Origin of the sequence: Nonomuraea sp. NPDC050310 (genome assembly GCF_040655795.1) — a bacterium.
GTDB lineage: Bacteria > Actinomycetota > Actinomycetes > Streptosporangiales > Streptosporangiaceae > Nonomuraea.
Genome location: NZ_JBFAKP010000003.1, coordinates 111099 through 135044 on the forward strand (window position 1 = coordinate 111099; position 23946 = coordinate 135044).

The following is a 23946-nucleotide window of genomic DNA, read 5'->3' on the forward strand; positions in this document are numbered from 1 at the left end:
GGGAGGCCGATGCGCACCGGTCGTGGCACCTTGAGCGTCGCCGCAGGCCTGGTGCTGGTGGCGCTGGCAGCCCTCGGATACGTCCTTCCCCCGGCTTTCGATCCGCCGCCGCTCCAGGTGGACGCGGCTTTCCGCGCTCTGCCCGTGCAGCCGGCCGCGGAGCTGAAGCCGGTCGTGGCGGCTACGCCGTACCGCACGGAGAAGATCACGATGCCGGCGCAGGGCCAGCAGCTCCAGGCGACGGTGCGGGCGCCGGCGACGCCGGGGCGGCATCCGGCCATGGTGTTCATCTCCGGCTCGGGCAACGGCTCGCAGGAGGAGTTCACGCCGCAGGCGGAGTTCCTGGCCGCGGCGGGTGTGGTGACGCTGGCCTTCGACAAGCGGACCGTGGGCTACAACTTCCGCGACCGCGACTTCGGGCTGCTGGCCGACGACGCGCTGCGGATGGTCGACTACCTGCGCACCCGGCCCGACGTGGATCCGGCGACGGTGGGCATCTGGGGCGTCAGCGAGGGCGGCTGGGTGGTGCCGATCGCCGCCGCCCGCAGCTCGGCGGTGGGTTTCGTGGTGCTGGTCTCCTCGCCGAACGTCTCACCGCTGCGGCAGGTCGCCTGGGCGCTGAACGAGCAGCTCCTGCGGCTGCGGGCGCCGACCGGCGTGCGTGACCTGCTCACCCGGGCGATGGGCGTGTTCGGCTTCGACTTCCTGCGGCACGACGCCATGCCCGCGCTGCGCGGCGTGCACCAGCCGGTGCTGGCGCTGTACGGCACGACGGACCCGTCGATCCCGTTCGTGGAGAGCACCCGCGCGCTGACCACCGCGCTGGAGCAGGCCGGCAACGAGCGGTACACGATCCGCTTCCTCGACCAGGCCGACCACGCGATGCGGGTCGGCGGCGGGCCGTTCGCGCCGGGCTACCTGGAGACGCTGGCCAACTGGATCAAGGGCCTGCCCGGCACCGGCAAGCCCGAGCTGCATCTGGCCGGCGCGACGCCGGTCCAGCGTTTCCAGGCCGCGGACGTGCCCGCCGCCCCCTGGTACGCCGGGGGCACCATGCTGGGCCTGACGATCTGCCTGGCCGCCGTCGGCTACGTGGCCGGCCCGGTCGCCGAGCTGGTGGTACGGCTCCGCGGCGGCCCCCCTCCCCCGGCGCAGTCCCATGCCGCGCTGTGGGCGCCGATCCGCAAGCGGCTGCGCCGGATGGCCTGGACCGGCCTCGGCCTGCTGGTCTCGGTGGTCGCCTTCATCACGCTGCTGGTGATGTTCTCGGTCAACCAGGCCGGGGCGTGGCCGGCGGTGCTGGGCGGCTGGCTGGTGGTGCGGGTGCTGGCCGTCCTGATGCTGCTCCAGGAGGTGACCGCGGTGGCGACGGTGATCACCGCGTTGCGCGAGGGGCTGCTGCCGACGCGCTGGCAGCACGTGGCCGTGGCGGGTGTGCTCGGCGGGACCGGCCTGCTGCTGGTCGCCGCCGCCTACTACGGCCTGTTCGCCTTCCCCTGGTAGCCGCTCGCCGTCCCCTGGGGGCCGGCCCTCAGGTGAGGTAGGCGGCCATCCAGCGGTCGAGCTCGGCGAAGACCTGCTTGCGCACCGGCTCGGCCGACAGGATCAGGTCGTGCATGCCGTCCGGGATGCGCACGCAGGTGACGTGCGGCCCGACCGCGGTGGACCAGCGGGCGATCTGCCGCGGGTCGAGCACCACGTCGGCGTTGCGCGCCTCGGGCACGAAGTCCCGCACCCGCAGCCCCTTGGAGGAGGCCAGCACCAGCACGGGCACGTCCACGTCGAGCCCGCCGTGCAGCCGCCGCTGGGCCCGGCGGATGGCGGCCAGCCACATCGCGTGCACGGAGAACCCGCCGTGCGGCTTGAGCTGCAGGTCGTAGTCCCACTCGCCGCCGTGGTCGCGGTGCAGGCTGTGGCCGTAGGCCATGCTGACCCCCACCGGGAGCGCGCGGGCCGAACGTGACAGCGGGCCCTTCAGCACGTCGGCGGCCAGCCGTACCGGCGCGGGGACGTTGAGGTCGAAGAACGGGCTGTTGAGCACGAGCCCCTGCACCAGCCCGCGCCCGCGCACCCGGTCGGCCCACAGCGCGGCGGTCAGGCCGCCGGTGGAGTGGGCGTTGATCGTCACCTCGTCGTGGTCCTCGCGGATGATCCGCACCGCCTCGTCGAGCTCCGGGAAGTAGTCGGTGATGCTCCTGATCAGCCCGCGGGTCTGGTGCGGGAGCAGCGAGCGGCCGTACTTGCGCAGGTCGAGGGCGTAGAAGTCGATGCCCTGGGCGAGGTAGTGCTCGGCCAGGTGGTCCTGGAAGAAGTAGTCGGTGAACCCGTGCACGTAAAGCACGGCTCTGCGCGAGCCCGTGCGCCTGGCCAGCAGCGTCGCGACCACATCACCTTCGAAGTCCGGAGGCATGGGCAGCACCGTGATCTCGTACATGGACCAACAGTATTCGGTGAACCCCGGGGCAACTTCGAGGGGGAGGCGCTTCAATATAGGGCGGCGTCGGGCGTTCGCCAGATGTTAATTCTCCCCTTAGGTCATTTTTGGCAGTATGTCCGTACGCTCCCTGGTCGGAAGGGGTTGGGCGGCATACCGTCGGCTTAACGTGGAGCGCTGGGGGAAGCAGGGATGGCGTGGTTCGGAGAGCACTGAGCGCTGGAGCGGTCCTGGGGTGGACCCTGCTCTCTGTCGTCGTGCCCGGCGCGGCCCATCTGAGGGCCGGCTGGCGCAAGACCGGGCTCACCCTGCTCGGTCTCTACCTCGCCGGACTGCTGGCCCTCCTGGCGGTCGCGCTGATCCAGGGCGGCGACCTCGCCGGCTCGGTGGCCGCCGACTCCGGCCTGCTCATCGCGATCACCAGCGGCGCGGCCGTACTCGGGCTGTGCTGGTTCGCGCTGGTCGTGCACTCCTTCATCGTGCTCAAACCGGGCTCGCTGCCGCAGGTGCCGCAGATCGTCGCCGGCTCGCTCGCCGGCCTGCTGGCCGTCGCGGTGATCGCCCCCTTCGGGCTCGCCGCGCAGTCGCTCTGGATCGGCAACGACACGCTCGACGCCGTCTTCGACGCCCCGACCGACGACAAGATGCGCCCCGCCCACCGCGAGGACCCGTGGGCCGGACGCGAGCGCGTCAACCTGCTGGTCCTCGGCGGTGACGCCGACGACAACCGCACCGGCGTGCGCACCGACAGCATGCACCTGGCCAGCATCGACGTGAAGACCGGCAACACCGTGCTGCTCAGCCTGCCGCGCAACCTGGAGTACGTGCGCTTCAAGCCCGGCACGCCGATGGCGCAGAAGTTCCCCGACGGCTTCCGGCTGCCGCCCGACCCCGGCGGTGGGCGCAGCGACCTGCTCAACAGCGTGTGGGAGTACTCCGACGCGCACCCGGAGATCTTCGGCGGGCGCCGCAACATGGGCCCGCAGGTGCTGATGGAGACCATCGGCCACACCCTCGGCCTCGAGGTCGACTGGTACGTCCTGGCCAACATGTGGGGCTTCGCCCGGCTCATCGACGCCATCGGCGGCATCACCCTCACCGTCGAGACCGACGTCGTCTTCGGCAAGTACAACGAGGGCCTGGTCAAGGCCGGCACCCGCAAGCTGCGCGGCGCCGACGCCATGTGGTACGCCCGTTCGCGCACCAACAGCGACGACTACACCCGGATGCGCCGCCAGCGCTGCGTCATCGGCGCCCTGCTCGACCAGGCCGACCCGCAGACCGTGCTCACCCGCTTCGGCGAGGTCGCCAAGGCCACCAAGCAGCTCATCCGCACCGACATCCCCCGGGTCTGGCTGGAGCATTTGGTGCCGCTCGCGCTCAAGGTCAAGAACGCCAAGGTGACCAGCGTGCAGTTCGTCCCGCCGTTGATCAAGACCTACGCGCCGGACTGGGACAAGATCCGCGCCGTCACCGCGAAGGCCCTGCGCGACTCCACCTCGCCCAAGCCCATCGTCGCCATGGGCGGCCAGACCTCCACCCCCAAGCCCTCCCGCACCGCCACCCCCACCGCCAGCCCGAGCAGCAGCCCGACCAGCGCCCCCAAGCCCCTGACCGACGGCTGCGGAGGCCTCTGACCGGGGGTACGGCAGGCGATCACACCCGGAAGGCGCGTTCCGCCAGTTTCCGTACGCGGGCCTCGTCGATGTCGTGGCCGAGGCCCGGCTGGGTGAGGGGGACGGCGACGACGCCGGCGGCGGCGCCGACGACGGGGTCGACGATCTGGGCGTTCTTGGGCGGCTGGGTGACGTCGCAGGGCAGGGTGCAGCCCGGCAGGCTGGCGACCGCGACGGCGGCGGCGCGGGCCAGGCCGGTGCCACGGCCGCCGGCGCAGACGATGTCCCAGCCGGCCGCCGCCGCACGGTCGTGGGCGCGGCGGGCGTCGCTGAGGCGGGGGTAGGCGGCCGGGCGCAGGATGAGAGCGCGGGCGGCGCGCAGGGTGAGGTAGTCGTCGAGCAGCGGGCCCTCGACGGCGACCTTGGCGGCGACCTGGTCCTGGAGCGAGGCGTGCGCGCCGACGTCGGCGATGGGGAAGGGCCGCTCGATGACCTCGATGTCGTAGGAGTCGAGGGCGATGAGCTGCTCTTCGGAGGTGTAGGTCTCGGCGGCGTCGACGGCCAGGGTGAGGGCCGGGAACGCCTGCCGTACCGCGCGGACGGGTTCGATGTCCCAGCCCGGCCGGATGTCCAGGGTGACGTGCGTGTAGCCGCCGCAGACCTGCTGGTTGACCCGGGTGACCAGGTGCTCGGGGTTGGGGTCGAGGCCCAGGCGGACGGTCGCCACCACGGAGGTACGGCTGCCGCCGAGCGCGTGCGCCAGGGGGACGCCGCGCATCCGGGTCCAGAGGTCCCAGCAGGCCATGTCGATGGCGGGATGCTCGAAGGGGACGGAGTCGGGGTGCTCCCAGTCGAGGCCGGGCAGATCGCTGTCCGGGGGGTCGCCGTCCGGGCCGACGAGTTCCCCCCAGCCGGTCATCCCGCCGTGGTCGGTGAGCTTGACGAGCAGGCTCTCCACCCGCCTGCCGTACGGCAGGACGACGCGGAAGAACTCCAGCTCCCGGACTCGCGGCATGCATCCCCCTAGGTCACTGACTCCTTCTCAGGGTAAAGCGTGGCGCGAGGACGAAGCCCAGCACGGTCAGCGCGAAGGTGAGGGCGAAGCCGACGACGTAGAGGCCGTTGGTGGCGGTGAACAGGGCGCCGGTGAGGGCGACGGCGACCACGACGAAGACCGATTCGCCGACGCCGAGCGCGCCGCTGTTCTTGCCTTCCTCGCCGGGGCTGGACAGTTCGAGGACGAGGATCGAGACGGTCGGGTAGAGCGCGCCGATGCCCAGGCCGGTGACGATCCAGGCGAGGTAGGCCAGCGCGATGGGGGCGCCGTCGATCAGCACGAGGGACATGATCGCGATGCCGATGCCGATGCCGGCGATGCCGCCGCGCAGGGCGAACGCGTGGCTGATCCAGCCCTTGCCCTTGATCCAGGAGCCCGCGGCCCAGCCGAGCGCGCCGACGGTCAGGACGACGCCGGCTCCGGCGTAGGTCATGCCGCGCTCGTCGATGAGCAGCAGCGGGACGAGCACCTCGGCGGCGAACATCGAACCGGCGGCCAGGCCGCGCAGGATGACCGCGGTGGGCAGGCCGGGCGCGGCGCGCATGGTGCCGGGCGGCAGCAGGCGGGGCAGCGCGACGGCCAGCAGCACCAGGCCGCCGATCAGGAGGGGCAGCCCGGCCAGCTTGAGGGCGCTGCCGTACTGGATCAGAGCCGCCGAGACGGCGGTGAGCACGGCCCAGAGGAGCTGGCGGCCGAGACCGGAGCCGGGTTCGCCCCGGCCGCCGCGCACGTCGGCGCGCACGGTGCCGCGCCACAACGCGAGGGCGGCGGGGGCGGCGAGCACCGGGACGCCGAGGAAGACCAGCCGCCAGTCGAGCTCGGCCGCGATGACGCCGGCGATCAGCGGCCCGACCAGCGACGGCACGACCCACGCGGTGGAGAAGAGGGAGAAGACCTTGGGATGCAGCTCCCCGGGGTAGGCACGGGCGATCAAGACATAGAGGGCGACGTTGAACAGGCCACCGCCGAAGCCCTGGACGAACCGGCCGGCCACGAACAGCTCCATGGTCGGCGCGGTGCCCGCGATCAGCAACCCGGCGACGAAGGCGGCCAGACCGGACCACATCGGGGTGAGCGCGCCCTTCAGGTCGGCCCAGCGCCCGCCCAGCACGGTGGCGATCACGCTGGCCGCGAGCGCGCCGCTGAAGGCCAGGTTGTACAGATGCCGGCCGCCGAGGTCGTCGGCGACCTTCGGCATCGCGGTGGCCACCGCCATCGCCTCGAAGGCGACCAGGGTGACGAGGGCGACCAGCCCGAAGCTGATCGCCCGGTATCTGGGGGAGAAAATCGTCTCGGGGGGCGCAACCGGCGCTGCCATCACTGCTGTCATGCGCAGAAGGTACGGCGGAGCCCGGGTCCGGCACATCGGGCCGGAGTCCTAGGACTTTAGCCGCGCCTCGATCCCGGCGATGATCAGGTCGAGCCCGAACTCGAACCGCTCGTCCCCGTCGCCCTCCAGCATCTCCTCGACGCTGGCCGACAGGTGCGGGAAACGCTCGGGGGGCAGGCTCAGGAAGTACTCGCGGATCTGGCCGAAGTAGTCGGTGACGAACTGCTCGCGCTCCTTGCCGCTGGCCCGCCACATGGACTGGTAGAGCGAGGACTCGTAGACGTCGGCGGTGATGTACATCGCCAGCCGGTCCATGGCCATCGTGGCCACCCGCTTGGGGATGCCGCCGCCGAGCATGACGCCCAGCATGCGCTCGGCCATCCGCATCGAGTTGGGGCCGGTGGGCACGCCCGCCATGACCGTGGCCGCGATCGAGCCGTGCCGGGCCAGAGTGCGCTGGCTGTTGCGGACGATCTCGCGGATCTGCTCCTGCCACGGGCGCGGATCGTCCGGCGCGGGCAGCTCGATCTCGCCGATGACCTGCTCGTACATCAGCTCCAGCAGCTCCTCCTTATTGGCCACGTGGGCGTAGAGGGAGGCCGGGCCGGTGTTCAGCTCCTGGGCCACGCGGCGCATGCTCACCGCTTCGAGGCCCTCGTCGTCGAGGATGCGCAGCCCGGTTTCGACGATGAGCTCCTGGCTGAGCTGGCGGCGGGGTTGCTTGCGGGCGGTGCGCCAGGGCGGGGCGGGCGTCTCCATGACGAACAATGTACTTGACACGAACAGCGTTCGCCAATAAAACGGTGTTCGTAACGAACGCCGTTCGTTGAGAGAACCCCGTTCTGTCAGGAGTCCCCCATGACGACCGTCGAAAGCCCGCCCGCCTACCGCTGGCGTTGGACCGCCCTCTTCGTGATCCTCGCCGCCGAGGTGATGGACCTGCTCGACGCCCTGATCACCCAGATCGCCGGCCCCTCCATCCAGGCCGACCTCGGCGGCACCGAAGGCATGCTGCAATGGCTCGTGGCCGGCTACACCCTGGCCATGGCCGTCGGCCTGATCACCGGCGGCCGCCTCGGCGACCTCTACGGCCGCAAGCGCATGTTCATCGTCGGCGCCGCCGGCTTCACCGTCGCCTCCCTGCTGTGCGGCGTGGCCGTCAGCCCCGAGATGCTCATCGGCGCCCGCGTGCTGCAGGGCCTGTTCGGCGCCGTCATGCTGCCGCAGGGCCTCGGGCTGATCAAGGCGATGTTCCCGCCGCAGGAGATGGGCAAGGCCTTCAGCGCCTTCGGCCCGGTGATGACCATCTCCTCCGTCGGCGGGCCCGTGCTGGCCGGCTGGCTGGTCAGCGCCGACCTGTTCGGCACCGGCTGGCGCATGATCTTCCTGATCAACCTGCCCGTCGGGCTGCTGGCCGTCCTGGCCGCGATCAAGTACCTGCCCGAGCACCGCTCCACCGACGCCACCCGCCTCGACCTGGTCGGCATGCTCCTCGTCTCGCTCGCCGCCTTCCTGCTGATCTTCCCGCTGATCCAAGGGCAGGAGCAGGACTGGCCCGCCTGGACCTGGGTCTCGATGGCCGGCTCGATCGTGATGTTCTGGGTCTTCGGCCGGTACGAGGCGCGCAAGAAGGGCGATCCGCTGGTCACCCCGAGCCTGTTCCGCAAGCGCGCCTTCACCGGCGGGCTGGTCGCCGGGCTCGCCTTCTTCACCGGCATGATCGGGCTCGGGCTCGTCTTCATGCTCTACATGCAGCAGGGGCTCGGCTACAGCCCGCTCAAGGCCGGACTCACCAGCCTGCCCCAGGCCCTCGGGGGCGTCGCCGGGTTCGGCATCGCGATGGCGTTGCAGGCGCGGCTCGGCCGTACGCTGCTCCAGCTTGGCACCGGCGTGATGACCGTCGGCGCGGTCATCCTCGGCGTCACCGTGCACCTGGCCGGCCTCGAGGCCGGGCCGTGGCAGCTCGCCCCCGGCCTCGCCCTGGTCGGCATCGGGATGGGCATCACGATGGCGCCCTTCTTCGACATCATCCTCGCCGGGGTGGAGGACCACGAGTCCGGCTCGGCGTCGGGCACCCTCACCGCGGTGCAGCAGCTCGGCAGCGCGCTGGGGGCGGCGATCCTGCTCACGCTGCTGTTCAACCTGCTCAAATCGGGCTGGGACTTCGCGGGGGCCTTCCAGGTGGTCATCGGGGTGGAGATCGGGCTGCTCGGGCTCACCTTCCTGCTGTCGTTCCTGCTGCCCCGGCACGCCCGCCCCGAGCTCTCCGCCCACTGACCCGGGGTACGGCCGGCATGGTTGGGGCTGGTTTTCGGGTACGGCCGGCGCCGGGGCACGCCCGTGGGCGGGTGCCCAGGGGCGTGCCGGGTCAGCGGCCGGTGGCCTGGAGTTCGGCCCAGCGGTTCAGGTCGCGGCGTTCGATCGCCGCGGCCATCAGGTCCGGGAAGGCGTCCGGCGTGCAGGCGAAGGCCGGCACCCCCATCGCCGCCAGCGCCGCCGCGTTGTCGTGGTCGTAGAACGGCGCCCCCTCGTCCGACAGCGCCAGCAACACCACCACCTGCACTCCCGAAGCGGTGAGCTGCGCCACCCGGCGCAACATCTCCTCCCGGACCCCGCCCTCGTACAGGTCGCTGATCAGGATGAAGATCGACTCCGTGGGCCGGGTGATCAGCCCCTGGCAGTAGGCGATCGCCCGGTTGATGTCCGTCCCGCCGCCGAGCTGCGTCCCGAACAGCACCTCCACCGGATCGTGCAACTGCTCGGTGAGGTCCACCACCGCGGTGTCGAACACCACCAGCCGGGTCCTGAGCGTCCGCATCGAGGCGAGCACCGCCCCGAACACGCCCGAGTACACCACCGACGCCGCCATCGACCCGCTCTGGTCGACGCACAACGTCACCTCGCGTTGCACCGCCTGCTGCCGGCGCGCGTAGCCGATCAGCCGCTCGGGCACCACGGTGTTCTGCTCGGGCAGGTAGTTCTTCAGGTTCGCCCGGATAGTGCGGTCCCAATCGATCTCCGACGGGCGTTTCGGGCGATTGGTCCGTGACGCCCGGTCGAGCGCCCCGGTGACCGCTGCCCGGGTACGTTGCTGCAGCCGCCGTTCGAGCTCCTGCACGACGTGCCGCACCACCCGCCGGGCCGACTCCCTGGCCTGGTCGGGCATCAGCCTGTTCAACGACAGCAGCGTGCCCACCAGGTGCACGTCCGGCTCGACCGCCTCCAGCATCTCCGGCTCCAGCAGCAGCCTGGTCAGATCCAGCCGGTCGATCGCGTCCTTCTGCATCACCTGGACCACGCTCGACGGGAAGAACTCCCGGATGTCGCCCAGCCACCTGGCCACCTTCGGCGCCGAGGCGCCCAGGCCGCCCTTGCCCTCGTAGACCGCGTCCAGCGCGCCGTCCATCCGGGCGTCGCCGGCCTGGAGGCTCACGCCCGTGCCGTCCGCCTCGCCGCCGCCGAGCACCAGCCGCCAGCGTCGCAACCGCTCATCCATCGGACCTCCCCAGGATGTCCAGCACCGTCCTGACCGCCGGTGCGGCCCTCCGCTCGTCCACCTCGTGCGCCGCCTGCTCCTTGCGCTCGCCCTTCACCCGCTGCCCGATCGACCGCCGCTCGGGAGTGGCGAACTTGCCGAACGTACGGCGGAGCAGGGGCAGCACCTGCACGAACTCCTCGGGGCCCAGACCGGCCAGCCACCTGTCCAGCAGGGGGAGCAGGGTCGGATCGTGCACCAGCAGCAACCCGCCGCCCGCCAGGAACCCCTCCACCCACGCCGCGGCGCGGGCCGGTTCGTTTCCTCGTGACATCGCCCTGGCCATCCGGCTCTCGGCGTCGTCGATCTCACCGGCGTCCAGCAGGATGCGGGTCAGGCGCCCTTCGATCAGGCCGTGGAGGTCTCGCCGGTCGCACACCCCTCGCAGCGTCACCAGCCACCGGCTCTCCGGACTGGCCCCTCCCCCACTCCGCCTTTCCCGGGGGACTCCGCTTTCCGCCTCAGCCATTCGCGGGGCCTCAGCCGCAGTCCGGTCCGCAGCCTCCGCCGCCTGGGCCGCGTCGTCGGGGTGGGCCGGGACTCCCGCGGAAGGGGGCGCCTCTGTGGGGGGCTGGTCTGCGGGGTGGGCGGAGGGTGAAGCTGGGGGCTGAAGCTCACCGAGGAGCCCGGCATCCACACCCGCCTGGGGCTCGGCTTCCGCCCCGGCCGGGGGCCCGGCCACCGACTCGGGCCGAGGCTGGACCGAGGCGGGCTGATCGATGCCGGGCGGCTGACCAACTGGGTGTTGCTGAGCGGGAACGGGGTGTTGGTCGGTGCGGCTCTCCTCCAGGAGGGCCACTGCCGAGTGGACGCCGTCGACCTCCTTGAGCAGGGCGGCGGCGGAGTCGTCGTCCAGCGAGGTGACCGCCACCGGCAACCCGACACAGATCCGGTCGAGCAAGGAGCTCGCGATCACCGCCAGTCCCTCGGCGGAGGTCCCCCGCACATCCCCGTACCGCTGGGCGCGGACCATGGCGGGCAGGGCGGCCATGAGGTGGGTGACATCGGTGTCCAGCGCTGCCCGCGCCGACAACGCCGCCAGAACTGCGGGCATGGCAGCGGGCAGGTCGGCCAGCAGACACCGCTCGACCAGCCCGGCCAGGTCGGCCAGCGACCCGGCCTGGCCCCCACCCCCGGACCCGGCCTGGCTCCCACCGCCGGGGCCGACTGAGCCGGGCACGCCGCCCCCGGGCCCGGCCGAGCCAGGCAGTCCGCCCCCGGGCCCGGCCGAGCCAGGCAGTCCGCCCCCAGACCCGGCCGAGCCCGGCAGCCCGGACGTCGGGACGGACCCGGCGGGGAGCCCGGCGCCCCTCCCGCCACCCCCGAGCACGCCCGGCGACGTCTGGCCGGCCAGGTCGCAGGCGTAACGGACCGCAGCCGACTCCACGGTGACCCCAAGGGCGGCCAGTTCGATCAGGCGCAGGTCGAACTCCGGGTCCCAGGACAGCGACCAGCTCTCCCGGAAGGTGCCCTTGCCCCGCGCCTCCCGCGGCGTCCCCCACTCGACGCCGAGCAGCCGCAGGCGGTGCAGCAGCCGGCTCCGGTCGAGGTCGAGCGGCTTGCGGAGGTCGAGGTCGAGCTCCCGCACCAACGCCTCGGCGGGAAGCCGCAACCGCCGTTGCTGGTCGCGCAGGTCACGCTGGAGGGGCACCATGGGCACCCCGTCGCCCACGTGCCCGATCCGGTCGCCGACGACGAGCTGCCGCTGGATGAGGTCGAGCGGCAACGCGTCGCCCTCGCACAACACCGCGAGGGCGGCCTCGCTGACCTCCCCGAGCCCGGCGAGCGGTCGCCCGCGCAGCCCGGCGAGGCTGTGCGCCAGCCGTACCGCCTCGATGACGTGCGCCGAGGAGACGGCCAGGCCCTCCTGCCGCAGCACCCCGGCGGCGGCGGCGAGCCAGCGCTCGACGGGGCGGTCGGGGGCGGTGAACAGGTGGTGGTACCAGCCGGGCGAGGTGATGCCCGCGCCGTAACCGCTCCACGCCGCCAGTCGCCCGTACGTCCACGGCACCCAGGTGAGCTCGACCTTGACCTTGGGCAGCCCGCGCAGGAGCGCGTTGTCGGCCTGCGCGCCGTCGAGCCAGATGGCGGGGGCGTGCCACGCGCCGCAGACGACCACGACGGTCTCGAAGCCCTCGCGCATCGCGGCTCGCACCGCGCGCCGCATGTGGGCCTCCCGGCGGGCCTCCCGCTCGCCGGGCTCGTGGCCCTCGCGGACGGCGGCCATCGCCTCGGCGATCACCTGGAAGGGGGTGTCGCCCCGGTGTTCGACGACGTCCTCCCACCAACGTTCTGGATCGTCGTACCCGGCCGCGGCGGCGAGCCACCCGAGCGGATCGGCCAGCCCCGGCTCCTCCAGCCCCCGCCCCGGCCCGCCGTCACCAGGCAGCGCCTCCCCTTCGGGCGCGGCGTCCCCCGCCGCCCCCGGCACGCCTCCCGGCGCGAGGCCGCCTCCCTGCCCCGGCGAACCTCCCGGCAGAGCGTCTCCCGGCAAACCTCCGGGTACGGCGTCGCCCCCCGCCCCCGGCACCCCAGGAGCGGGGCGGGCAGGCGGCTGGTCGTCGCGGGAGGGCATGGCGAGGGTGGTCGCAGCCGGGACGTCGATGAAGCGCACCTCGGCCCCGGCCGCCACGCCGTACGCCATGGCCTGCCACTCCGGCGAGAACGCCGCGAACGGCCAGAAAGCCGCACGCGACGGGTCGCCCGGGACGTGCGCCAGCAACGCCACGGGCGGTTCGAGCTCGGGCAGGAGCGGGATGAGCGCGTTGGCCTCTGGCGGCCCCTCGATGAGGATCGCGTCGGGCCGCAACCGCTCCAGCTCGGCCCGTACGGCACGCGCCGACCCAGGCCCGTGGTGGCGCACGCCGAGCACGTGCAGGCTCATGCCGCCTCCCTCCAGGCGTGAGGCGCGCTCATGACACCTCGCGGCAGGCGCGGTAGAAGTCACGCCAGTCGGCCCGCTCGCGGACCACGGTCTCGAGGTACTCGTGCCAGACGACCCGGTCCGACACCGGCTCCTGCACCACCGCGCCGACGATGCCGGCGGCCACGTCGGAGGGCCGCAGGACGCCGTCGCCGAAGTGGGCGGCCAGGGCGATGCCGCTGGTCAGCACCGAGATCGCCTCGGCCGTGGACAGGGTGCCACTCGGCGACTTGACCTTGGTGCGGCCGTCCTCGGTCATCCCGTTGCGCAGTTCGCGGAAGACGGTGACGACCCGCTGGATCTCCGTCATGCCGGTCACCGTCTCCGGCAGGCGAAGCGCGCTACCGAGCTGCTCGACGCGGCGCGAGACGATGTCGACCTCCTCCTCGGCGGTCGCCGGGACGGGCAGCACGACGGTGTTGAAGCGCCGCCGCAACGCGCTGGACAGCTCGTTGACGCCGCGGTCACGGTCGTTGGCGGTGGCGATGACGTTGAACCCGCGCTGCGCCTGCACCTCGATGTTGAGCTCGGGCACCGGCAGCGTCTTCTCCGACAGCACCGTGATCAGCGCGTCCTGGACGTCGGACGGCATGCGCGTCAGCTCCTCGACCCGGGCCAGCCGGCCCTCGGCCATCGCGCGCATGATCGGGCTGGGCGTCATCGCCTCCTGCGACGGCCCCTCGGCCAGCAGCCGCGCGTAGTTCCAGCCGTAGCGGATCGCCTCCTCTGCCGTGCCCGCGGTGCCCTGCACCAGGAGCGTCGAGTCGCCGCTGATCGCCGCGGCGAGGTGCTCCGACAACCACGTCTTGGCCGTGCCCGGCACGCCGAGCAGCAACAACGCCCGGTCGGTGGCGAGGGTCGCGACCGCCACCTCCACGATCCGCCGCGCACCCACGTACTTGGGCGTGATCTTGTCGCCGTCGCCCAGCAGATAGGTCGTCACCGCCCACGGCGACAACTTCCAGCCCGGCGGCCTCGGCCGGTCGTCCTCCTTGGCCAGCAGCGCCAGCTCCTCGGCGTACTGGTCTTCCGCGTGCGGGCGCAACACGGTGCTCATGACAGCTCCTCCCTCATCTCTGCGCGGAACCGCAACAACGCGGCGACCTCCTGGACCGCCTGCTCGGCCGAGGCCCGCTCGGCCAGGTGGTGCAGGGCCGGATCGATCCGCTCCCCGGCGATCCTGGACAACTCGCCCAGGTTCCAGGGCTGCACCGCCGCCATTTTCACGATCTTGTTCAGTACGGCTGCCGCCAGCCCGGCTCCCCAGGGCGGTTCGACGCCGCCCAGCACCATGATCAACTGATTGTCGAGCTCGTGCCGCTCGGCGAACTCGGCCGCCAGCCGCTGCTGCTCCCACGGCGGGAGCGCCACCAGCAGGTCGGCGATCGGGTCCCACTCGAACATCGCCCGCGCCCACTCCGGGTCGCGCTGCACGATCGCGGCGCGCACCCAGCCCAGGCGCAGCTCGGTGTCCCAGTCGGGGATGCGCTTGGCCAGCAGCTCGGCGGGCGGGCCCGGCCAGACCGACAGCGGGGCCCGGGCGACGAGCTGCTGCAGCCACCACGCCCGCGCGCCGGTGCCGGCCGGGGCCTTGGCGCGGATGCCGTCGCGTTCCATGGCACGGTCGCATTCGGTGGGCGGGGTGACGGTGATCTCGTGCTTGCCCACCCGGACCGCCTGCTCGATTCTGGCCGCCATGCGCCGGGCCAGCCTCGACCCGGGCAGCCTGGAGAGCAGGTTCGCCGCCTGCTGGCGGACCTCGCGGCGGCGGTCGTCGAGCGCCTGCTCCAGGAACGGCTCGTCGGCGATGGACAGGCCGGACTCGAACAGCTCCAGGAAGGCGGCGCGATCGTCGGGCGTCTCCTGGGTCCAGGTGGCCTCCACCAGCGTGCGAGCCGCTTCCGGGTCGCTCTCGCGCAGGTGTTTCAGGTAGGCGCGGCGGTCGCCGCTGCTGCCCAGCTCCCAGGTCTCGCCGGTCGGCTCGTCGAGCAGGTAGGCCCAGGCCGGGTTGCGGGCCGCCAGCCAGCGGCCGCGGTGGCCGGCCAGCAGGCCCAGGTGTTCGCGGATCGAGCGGTCGCGGTCGCCCCGGTCGAGCAGGTCGGGGAGGACGTGCGCGGGAACCCTCCGGCCGCTCCCGGCGGCCAGGCGCAGCCACTCGGCGAGCAGGCGGGGCTGTTCCCCGCCCAGCACACGCCGCAGGCGATCGGCAGCCTTCCTCGGCACGGCCTCCCGCTCCTCGGGAGGCGCGGTCCCCTCAGGGGGTGCAGCACCCCCGGGGGCGAGCGCCTCACCGGAAGAGACCGCCTCCTCGCCTGAGCCAGGGACCGCAGACGGGGCCGTGGCGGGGGCAGGGGTCGGGTGGCCGGCGCGGCGGCGGATGACTTCCAGGGCCGCGTCGCCCAGCAGGTCGCCCGGGTAGGCGCGGCGGTCGGTGCCGACCAGGGCGGCCGAGACCAGGTCTTCCCACTTCACAGCAGCACCGCCCGGCCCTCGTCCCAGGTCATGAGCGGGCGCAGGCCCTGGGGTGTCCACTCGGCGGACATGGTCACAGGGTGTCCTCCAGACACGGCGAGCAGCCGCCACGGATCGCGGTGGCGAGGATGCAGAGGCAGGCCGCCGACCTGCGCGGATCCGGGAACCACCCCGGACAGCAGCAGCGGCCACGAATCCACCCAAGGGTCGCCCGCGATGGCCGCGGCGAGCTCGTCGAGGGCGGCGTCAGGGGTGAGGCCCGGCGGGGCGGCGGTGTGCGGCTCGGCCATCCGGTGCCGGACCGCGACGAGGGCACGCAGCGGAGCCGCCCCCGGGTAGAAGGCGAGGTCCGCCTCGACCGTGGTGCCCGCGACCAGGGAGGCGTCGAGCGGCTGGCCGGGCGGCGCGAAGGAGAGCACCACCGCGGCCCGCCCGCTGGCCCGGCCACGCAGCCAGACGCGGCGGGTCAGCAGCCGGTCGACCTCCTCGTCGCGGGTGCCGATGACGTCCCACTCGTCGCGGACCGGCTGCCCGGCCAGGACGTCCTCGCGCGCCACGGGGAAGCCGACGCGCTGCAGCACGGTCTGGGCCAGCGGCGCGGGCAGCTCGGCCCGCCGGGTGTAGGCGACGACCAGGAGTTTGAGCAGCGCGTACTCCTCCAGGAGCCGCGCCGGCCACCCTTCCTGGCCGGGCACGCGGGCCAGCCGGGAGGCGATCGACGCCACCCCGGGCGCCTGCGCGTCGACCAGGCGTTTGGCCAGGCCCTGCCAGTCGGCCGGATCGGCGCCGGCCAGGCCGTGGCGGACCTGGTCGCCCAGCCAGCGTTCGAGCTCCGACAGGCCGGCGGCCACGCGCGCCTGCCGTACCGTCCGGGTGTCGGGACGCCCGGACGCCTGCTCGGCGCGCGCCCCGGACGGGACCGCGCCGGAGCCGCCCGGCTCCGGCGGCTCGGCCGAGGCGGCGGCGCGAGCCGCCTCCACCCGGGCCTCGGCCTTGGCCGCGCGGGCGGCCCGCTGGTCGATCCACTCCGCCGCCCACGGCGGGACCGCCAGGTCGGGCACCCCGTCGGCCGACCAGGACAGCAGCAGCCCCAGGCAGTGCTTGCACGGGAACTTCCGGCTCGGGCAACTGCACCGGTAGGCCGGCTCGGACAGGTCGACGCACGATTGGTACGGCTTGGCGCCGCTGCCCTTGCACTCGCCGAACAACACCTCCCCCGACATCCCCCGGACCAGCCATTTGGCCGGCGACGACAAGCCCTGGGCCGCCTTCTGCGAGGACGCGTCGGGGGCGAGGGCGAGCACCTGATCACGGCTCCACCGTTCGATCACGTCGGCGAGACTAGCCATCCCGACCGACAATTGCCGTCCCCCGAATTCGCGGGGCGTTGCGAATCAGTCACGATCTTGGATCCGCCCGATCGCGGCGGGCACCATCGAGGTCAGGGAGGTGGCGGATGCTGGAGCCGGTGCTGGCGAAAGCCGGGCAGGCGGTGGCCGACCGGGCGGTGCGCGGCTGGCTCGCCGCCCGCGGCGCGAAAGCGGAGCGCGGCGCCGAGCTGAAGGATCTGATCAGGAGCTCCTTCCGCGACCAGGTGGCCGCGCCGCGCAAGTTCGGCAACCAGGTGGACGGCATCGCGCTCGCCGTCGAGGAGCGGTTGCGTCCGCTGGCCGAGCAGGAGTTCGGCGGCCTGGACGAGGCGGCCAGGGCCGCGGTGGTGCTGGAGGTCACCGCCGCCCTCGCCGAGGCCGACCTGTCGGACGAGGCGGTGTTCGTGGCGGACGCCGATCCGCTCCGGGTGGCCGAGCGCATCGTGGCCGCCCTCCCGCCCCGGCGGCTCGGCACGGCCGAGGACCGCCTGTACGAGGTCCTGCTGGCGGAAGCGGTCGAGTGCGCGGTCCGCATGATGCAGCAGCTCCCCCTCTACCTGCCGCGGCTGAGCACCGAGACGCTGCAGCGGGTGTCCGGGCTGACCCAGCTCGCCGAGCAGACCCTCGCCCGGATGCCCCGCCGTACCCTCGACGCCCCCGAGGGCGAGCAGGACGACGCCGCGTTCGAGCGGCGCTACCTCGACTTCGTCAGCCGCACCCTCGACGAGGTCGAGCTGCTGGGGGTGCGCGTGGAGAGCTACCGGCCGCGCACCTCGCTCAGCCTGAGCTACATCAGCCTGAGCGTCTCCTCGGGCGGCCGGGCGCGGCGGGCGGCGGCCGAGCGGCTGCCGCTCGACTCGATCACCGCCTCGGCGGCCGCCGAGCCGGGCACGCAGCGGGTGGAGGCCGCGCTGGGCCGGGCACGGCGCACGCTGGTGCGCGGCGACGCCGGGTCCGGCAAGTCCACGCTGCTGCGCTGGCTGGCGGTGACCGCGGCGCGCGGCGCGTTCACCGGCGAGCTGCGCGAGTGGAACGGCTGCGTCCCGCTGCTGGTCAAGCTGCGCAGCCACGGCGACGGCGTGCTGCCCGCGCCCGCCGAGCTGCTGGACGACGTCGCGCGCGAGGTGGCCGGGCGCATGCCGCGCGGCTGGGTCGAGCGCGTGCTCGACTCCGGGCGCGGGCTGCTGCTGGTCGACGGGGTCGACGAGCTGGTGCCCCGGCATCGCGGCACCGTCCGGCACTGGGTGGGGCGCATGCTGGTCGCCTACCCCTCGATGCGGGTGATCGTCACCTCACGTGCCACCGCCGCCGACGAGCGCTGGCTGGCCGACGGGGGCTTCTCCGCCGCCCTGCTGGAGCCGATGACCCCCGCCGACCTGCGCGAACTCATCCACCAGTGGCACGTCGCGATGCGCGAGTGCCCAAGCCTGCCGTGCGCGCCGGACGAGCTCGACGGGTTCGAGGGCGCGCTGCTGGCCGGGCTGGAGAGCCGCGGCCACCTGCGCGCCCTGGCGGTCACGCCGCTGCTCGCGGCCATGCTCTGCGCGCTCAACCTCGACCGGCGCCGGCAGTTGCCGCGCAGCCGGATGGAGCTGTACCGGGCGGTCCTGGACATGCTGCTGGAGCGGCGCGACAGCGAGCGCAAGATCGAGGACACCGTCGACCTGGACCTCGACCAGAAGGTGTGGATCCTGCGCGACCTGGCCTGGCGGCTGGTCTCGACCGGGCGGGCCGAACTGTCCAAGGCCACCGCACTGCGCCGGATCGAGCAGCGGCTGGCGGACATGACCCGGATGCCGTACGGCGCGGCGGACGTGCTGGACCACCTGCTGCGCCGCAGCGGCGTGCTTCGCGAGCCGGTGGACGGTCGGATCGACTTCGCGCACCGGACCCTCCAGGAGTACTTGGCGGCGGCGCAGCTCGTCGAGGACGACGATGTGGACGCCGCGGTCGAGAAAGCGCACCTCGACCAGTGGCGCGAGGTCGTCGTCATGGCCGCCGGGCACGCCACCGGCCGGGTACGGCGGGAGCTGATCGCCGGGCTGCTGGCGCGGGCCGTCGGTCCGGGGGCTCGGCGGATGCGGCTGCTGGTGGCGGCCTGCGTGGAGACCATGCAGGCCATCCCGGCCGAGGTGCGGGACGAGGTCGAGGCTTGTCTGCGGGCCGCCATCCCGCCGCGCAGCGAGGACGAGGCCCGGGCGTTGGCGGCGCTGGGACGGGACGCGCTGGATCGGCTGCCGACGGATTTGTCGGGCATGACGGGACGGCAGGCGGCGCGGTGCGTACGGACGGTCTGGAGGATCAACGGGCCGGAGGCGCTGGATCGGCTCGCAGGCTATGCGAGCGACCCGCGGTGGCACGTGCGGGACGCGCTCGACGATGGCTGGCAATACTTCGACGCCGACACCTACGCCAGGACCGTCCTGGCACCCGCCGGCGCACTGCAGGTGACGGTCAGATCCGAACGACAGCTCCGCGCCCTGCGCCACCTGCCGCGAGCTACAGGAGTCACGGCGCGCGACCTTGGGCCTGAGGTGGACCTCTCCCCGCTGGCCGGGCTGCGCGACCTGGAGTCTCTCCTCCTCGGCTCGCGTCGAGCCCCCGCCTTGGGCCCGATCCGCGGGCTGGACCGGCTGGAGTGGCTCACCGTGAGCGCGGACCACGCCCATACCGAGGACGTCCGTGTCCTGATCGGGCTGCCCGCGCTCACCAGCCTCGATTACCTGGTGCCCGACCTGCCGGACCTGCTCTTCCTCGACGACCTCCCCCGGCTGGAGCGGCTTCACCTCACCCTTTCCGAGGCCGACCCGGCTCCGATCGCCCGGCAGACCGAGCTCAGGCGGCTCAGCCTGGAGATCAATGGCCGGCCTTTCGTCCCCTTCGAGCACCCGGGCCTCACCTCGCTCAGCCTGTGGTTCGCCACCGGCATCCACGGTGGCTACCACGCCCTCGCCGCGGCCTACCCCTCGCTGCGCTCGCTGTTCCTGCGGACGGAGGACAGACCCACCGACCTCTCCCCGTTGGACTCCCTCGATCTGCGCCGGATCAACCTGCGATCCGGGAGCACGGGAGGGATAGGGGCACTCACCTCCCTGGAGGAGGTCGTCCTGCTCAACGTCAACGGCCTCGACCTCCAGGAGGTCGCCGGCCTCCCCCGCCTGCGCCACCTGCTCCTCTTCCACTGCCCCGTCGTCGATCTGGCGCCCCTGGCCGACCGAAGTGGCCTGCTCGTCGAGCTCGTGGAATGCGGCAAGGTCGGCAACGCGGAACTGCTGCGTGGCCGGAACAAAGTGCTCATCCACTGACCGCCTTCGACTTCTGTCGCCCGCGAATGTGAGGATGGGACCATGACTCGGCACATCGTCTCCGTCATCGGGGGCAAAGACGCCCCCAGCACCACCACCTACACCTCGACCAACCCCGCCAAGCTCACCGAGATCGTCGCCCAGGTGGGCATGGCCGACGCGGCGACCTTCGCGGCTGCCTGCCGTACCGCCAAAGAGGCGCAGCGGGAGTGGGCCAGGGTGCCCGCGCCGGTGCGCGGGCGGGTGGTGGCGAACATCGGCCGCCTGGTGGAGGCCAACGCAGAGGCGCTGGCCCGGCTCGTGAGCCAGGAGATCGGCAAGCCGTACGCGGAGGCGCTCGGCGAGGTCAGGGAGATCGTCGACACCTGCGACTTCTTCCTGGGCGAGGGTCGCAGGCTGTACGGGCAGACGGTGCCCAGCGAGATGCCGGACAAGAACCTGTTCACCTTCCGCAACCCGGTGGGCGTGGCCACGGTGATCACGGCGGGGAACTTCCCGGTCGCGGTGCCGAGCTGGTACCTGGTGCCCGCGCTGGTCTCGGGCAACGCGGTGGTGTGGAAGCCGGCGGAGTACAGCGCGGCGTCGGCGCACGCGCTCTACCTGCTGTTCGTCAAGGCGGGCCTGCCCGAGGGCGTGCTGAACGTGGTGTTCGCCGACGGCAAGGAGACCTTCGAGGGCCTGGAGCAGGCGCTCACCGAGGGCACGGTGGACAAGATCGGTTTCACCGGCTCCAGCGAGGTCGGCCGCCGGATCGGCGAGCTGGCCGGGCGGCACCTGCAGTCGCCGTGCCTGGAGCTCGGCGGCAAGAACCCGATGGTGATCATGCCCGACGCCGACCTCGACCTGGCCGTGGAGGGCGCGCTGTTCTCCGGTTTCGGTACGGCAGGCCAGCGCTGCACCAGCCTCGGCACGCTGATCGTGCACGAGGAGGTGCACGAGGAGTTCACCGAGCGCTTCGCCCGGGCGGTCCAGAACGCCAAGATCGGCGACCCGGCGACGGACGTGCTGGCCGGGCCGCTGCTCGACCGCAAGTTCGCCGAGCGGTACGAGGAGTTCCTGACCTGGATCCAGCCGCACCACACGGTCATCTCCGGCCCGACCGGGCGGATCACCGAGCAGAACCCGCGGCACGAGTTCACCGGCGAGGGCGGGCTGTTCTACCACCCGGTCGTGGTAGACGGGGTGCGCCCGGACGACGAGCTCTTCCTGGAGGAGACGTTCGGCCCGATCGTCGGCGTGACCACCTTCACCACCCTCGACGAGGCGATCGAGCTGGCCAACCGGCCCGGGTACGGGCTGTCGAGCTCGATCTACACCACCAGCCCGCAGTCGGCCTTCCGCTTCCGCGAGGGCATCTCGGCCGGCATGGTCAGCGTCAACAACTCCACCAGCGGCGCCGAGGCGCACCTGCCGTTCGGCGGCAACGGCAAGTCGGGCAACGGCAGCCGGCAGTCGGGCATCTGGGTGCTCGACCAGTTCACCCGCTGGCAGGCGATGAACTGGGACCATTCGGGCCGGCTGCAGAAAGCGCAGATGGACGTCGTGGACATCACCCCGGACCAGGATTTCCGCCTATAGCGTGTCTCCTCTGGATCACCCACAATGTGCTCCGGAGGAGTCCACGTGAAGCACAGCGAACGGCTCGCCCGCTCGGCGAGGTCTCTGCACGCGACCGTCGGGGAACTCCGCGGCGCGCTGGCCGGGCGGGACGAGGAGGCCCTGGCCTACGCCCGGGACAGCCTGGCCCGCCTCGCCGCCGCCGCGCTGGATCCGAGCCGCCCGCTCGGTTTCGAGCAGGCGGCCCCGGCTCCAGGTGCGGGCGGGCCGGTCGATGACGACGTGCTGGCCGGGGCGTTGCACGATCTGGCCCTTTCCGAGGCGTTGTTGTCGGCTGACCGGGCGCTCAAGACAGGCGACACTGTGCCGCTCGACCTGGCCGCCGCCCGGGTCGGGCGGGCCGCGGGCCTGCTGGAGTCGCGGGCCACGGAGCCCGCCGAGCACGGGTTCTCCGCGCCGGTGGTCCGCTCCCCCGACCTGGCCACCGCGGTGGCGGCGGTGCGGGAGCGGGCCGGGGGCTGTCTCGACTCGATCGCCGAGCGGTCGGCGGGGGTGGCCTGGGACTCGCTCACCTCGATCCCGTTCGCCGGGTCGCTCGTCGAGGGGGCCAGGCAGCTCGGGGACAGGATCGGGATCGGGCCGGTCCAGGGGCAGTTCGCCACGCTGGCGGTCAAGGCTCTGGAGCGGGCGCTGGCGGGGCTCGGGCGGCTCCTGCCCGCCGAGGCGGTGGAACGGGCCAGGCAGGCGGTGGCGGAGTTCGGCGCCGGGCTGGAGCGGGAGGTCAAGGCCACGGTCCTGCTGATGGGCCGGGTGCTGCGGTGCGAGCCCACCAAGACCGACCTGGGGCGGCGTCTCGACCAGGCCGGGGAGACGGCGGGTGGGCCGGACGTGGTGGAGCGGCTGGATCGGGCGGCGGGTGAGCTGGTGGAGCTGGAGACGCGCTTTCGCAAGCGGATGGATCAGATCGCCGGGCTGATCGCGTTGTGCGGGGCCGTGCTCGGGGGGCTGGCCGTGGCGTTGGCGGCGCCGGTGGTGGCGGGGCTCGCCACCGCGGCGGGGGCGTTGCTGCTGGCGGTCTGCGTGGTGCTCGCCGCGGACTACGCCGACGCGTGGCCGCTGACCACGGGCGTCCGCGGCGTCCGCCTGATCGTCGAGGCCGCCACATGATCCATGACCCCAAACCGGAGCAGGGCCGCCCCGAGAACATCGGCCTCACCAGCGATCAGGGACGTGCCGTGGACGCCGGCCACGCCGCCGTCGGGGGCGTTCCGTGATCGGCGAGCATGCCGCCGCGGAGGCCGAGGCGTTGCGGCGGTCGGCCGACCTGCTGGCCGGTCTGGCCGAGGGCGCGCCCGCCGAGACGGACCTGCGCCGGCACGCCGACCACCTGATCGCCGAGCTGGCCAGGATCGCCGCCACCACCCAGTCCCCCACCGCCGGACCCGCCGACCCCACCGCGTGGGAGCGGCTGGCCGGGTTACGGCAGGAGGCCGCCCGGCTGCGCGCCCAGGCCCTGAGCTACGCCCAGGCACTGCTCCTGCGCCGAGCCGGGCTGGACGGCGGCGCGGGCGAGGCCGCCGAAGCGCTGGTGGCCTTCCTGTGCCGCGCGGCGGGCCTGGACAACCGCATCGTGCTGGGCGTGGACGCCGGCCCCGAGTCCTTCACCCGCGACCTCGACCTCGTCCTCCTCCCCCCGCACCCGGACGTCTGGCACCTGCCGGTCGTGGCCCACGAGAGCGGCCACTACGCCGTCCGCGAGGTACGGCACGCCGCCGACAAGGACCGCCGCCCCCTGCGCGAGCTGATCGAGCTGATCGAGGGCGGCGAGGCCGCTCCGGCCCACGCCGAGGAACTGGTCGCCGACGCCTTCGCCACCTACGCCCTCGGCCCCGCCTACCCCCTGTCCTGCGTGGCGCTGCGCATCGACCCGACCACCGCGCACCTGTCCGGTCCGACCCACCCGAGCTGGGACCGCCGCGTCCACGTGCTGCTGCACCTGCTGGCCGCGATGGACGCCCGCTACGGCACCGGCCAGTACGGCGCGGGGGCCGACCGGGTCAAGACGTTGTGGGCCCGCCTGACCGGCCGACCAGAACCGGACCGCGACGGCGGCCCGAGCCCGGCGGCGAGCATCCTGGCCCAGCTCGACCGGCACCTGCCCGCCGCCCGCTACGAGGCCGGTTCGCTGCTGGTGCGGGCCCGCGAGGCGTTGCGGACGCGTGCCGTACCTCCGCCGGGTGTGACACCCGCGCACCTGCTGAACGCCGCGTGGAGCCTGCGGTTGCGCGGCGAGCGGGTCGCCGGGCTCGACGCGCGCGTGCTGACGTTGCTGGCGAGGAAGGACTGA

16 protein-coding genes are annotated in these 23946 nt (G+C 73.1%); 7 read left to right on the forward strand and 9 right to left on the reverse strand.

The features are described 5' to 3' along the window. Positions 1–9: 9 nt before the first annotated feature. Complete coding sequence (locus AB0I67_RS10180; protein WP_357920669.1) at positions 10–1503, forward strand: prolyl oligopeptidase family serine peptidase; 1494 nt, start codon at positions 10–12, stop codon at positions 1501–1503. 28 nt (positions 1504–1531) lie between these two features. On the opposite strand, the gene AB0I67_RS10185 is transcribed toward AB0I67_RS10180, so the two are convergent. Beyond that, entirely contained in the window at positions 1532–2434 is a 903-nt protein-coding gene (locus tag AB0I67_RS10185; protein ID WP_357920672.1) for an alpha/beta hydrolase, read from the reverse strand. A 197-nt stretch (positions 2435–2631) separates the two neighbouring features. Between AB0I67_RS10185 and AB0I67_RS10190 the strand changes: the two genes are divergently transcribed. Continuing rightward, positions 2632–4071 (forward strand): LCP family protein, encoded by a 1440-nt coding sequence (locus AB0I67_RS10190; protein ID WP_357920675.1) that lies wholly within the window; start codon positions 2632–2634, stop codon positions 4069–4071. 19 nt (positions 4072–4090) lie between these two features. Here the strand turns inward: AB0I67_RS10190 and AB0I67_RS10195 are convergent, their stop codons facing one another. Genes AB0I67_RS10195 through AB0I67_RS10205 form a run of 3 tightly spaced genes read right to left on the reverse strand, consistent with a single transcriptional unit; the run spans position 4091 to position 7196 of the window. Next, positions 4091–5065, reverse strand: coding sequence for an enolase C-terminal domain-like protein (locus AB0I67_RS10195; protein WP_357920678.1), 975 nt, complete (start codon positions 5063–5065; stop codon positions 4091–4093). A 13-nt stretch (positions 5066–5078) separates the two neighbouring features. After that, positions 5079–6437 carry an MFS transporter gene (locus tag AB0I67_RS10200; protein WP_357920681.1) on the reverse strand — a complete coding sequence of 453 codons (1359 nt, stop codon included), beginning with the start codon at positions 6435–6437 and terminating at the stop codon, positions 5079–5081. Positions 6438–6485: 48 nt separating this feature from the next. Next, positions 6486–7196, reverse strand: coding sequence for a TetR/AcrR family transcriptional regulator (locus AB0I67_RS10205; RefSeq protein WP_357920684.1), 711 nt, complete (start codon positions 7194–7196; stop codon positions 6486–6488). 99 nt (positions 7197–7295) lie between these two features. Between AB0I67_RS10205 and AB0I67_RS10210 the strand changes: the two genes are divergently transcribed. Further along, a complete protein-coding gene (locus tag AB0I67_RS10210) occupies positions 7296–8714 on the forward strand; it encodes an MFS transporter (RefSeq protein WP_357920687.1) in 1419 nt (472 codons plus the stop codon). A 91-nt stretch (positions 8715–8805) separates the two neighbouring features. Here the strand turns inward: AB0I67_RS10210 and AB0I67_RS10215 are convergent, their stop codons facing one another. From AB0I67_RS10215 to AB0I67_RS10235, 5 genes are read right to left on the reverse strand one after another with little or no spacing between them, the layout of a single operon-like run. Continuing rightward, positions 8806–9933 (reverse strand): VWA domain-containing protein, encoded by a 1128-nt coding sequence (locus AB0I67_RS10215; RefSeq protein WP_357920689.1) that lies wholly within the window; start codon positions 9931–9933, stop codon positions 8806–8808. Continuing rightward, complete coding sequence (locus tag AB0I67_RS10220; protein ID WP_357920691.1) at positions 9926–12856, reverse strand: DUF5682 family protein; 2931 nt, start codon at positions 12854–12856, stop codon at positions 9926–9928. The genes AB0I67_RS10215 and AB0I67_RS10220 overlap by 8 nt, the downstream gene beginning before the upstream one ends. 28 nt (positions 12857–12884) lie before the next feature. Further along, positions 12885–13952, reverse strand: a complete 1068-nt coding sequence (locus AB0I67_RS10225) for an AAA family ATPase (RefSeq protein WP_357920693.1) — start codon at positions 13950–13952, stop codon at positions 12885–12887. After that, positions 13949–15367 (reverse strand): DUF5691 domain-containing protein, encoded by a 1419-nt coding sequence (locus tag AB0I67_RS10230; protein ID WP_357920696.1) that lies wholly within the window; start codon positions 15365–15367, stop codon positions 13949–13951. Before AB0I67_RS10230 ends, AB0I67_RS10225 begins: the two co-directional genes overlap by 4 nt. Then, complete coding sequence (locus AB0I67_RS10235; RefSeq protein ID WP_357920699.1) at positions 15364–16698, reverse strand: SWIM zinc finger family protein; 1335 nt, start codon at positions 16696–16698, stop codon at positions 15364–15366. Before AB0I67_RS10235 ends, AB0I67_RS10230 begins: the two co-directional genes overlap by 4 nt. Before the next feature lie 125 nt (positions 16699–16823). On the opposite strand from AB0I67_RS10235, the gene AB0I67_RS10240 reads away from it, so the two are divergent. The 4 genes from AB0I67_RS10240 to AB0I67_RS10255 all read left to right on the forward strand — a co-directional run bounded on the left by AB0I67_RS10240 (position 16824) and on the right by AB0I67_RS10255 (position 23946). Beyond that, the gene (locus AB0I67_RS10240) at positions 16824–20042 is read left to right on the forward strand and encodes an NACHT domain-containing protein (protein ID WP_357920702.1); all 3219 of its coding nucleotides are present in this window, start codon (positions 16824–16826) and stop codon (positions 20040–20042) included. A gap of 42 nt (positions 20043–20084) precedes the next feature. Further along, positions 20085–21620: an aldehyde dehydrogenase family protein gene (locus AB0I67_RS10245; RefSeq protein ID WP_357920705.1), complete on the forward strand. Its 1536-nt coding sequence runs from the start codon at positions 20085–20087 to the stop codon at positions 21618–21620. A gap of 45 nt (positions 21621–21665) precedes the next feature. After that, entirely contained in the window at positions 21666–22766 is a 1101-nt protein-coding gene (locus AB0I67_RS10250; RefSeq protein WP_357920708.1) for a hypothetical protein, read from the forward strand. 103 nt (positions 22767–22869) lie between these two features. Then, on the forward strand, positions 22870–23946 hold the full coding sequence (locus tag AB0I67_RS10255; protein WP_357920711.1) for a hypothetical protein: 1077 nt from the start codon (positions 22870–22872) through the stop codon (positions 23944–23946).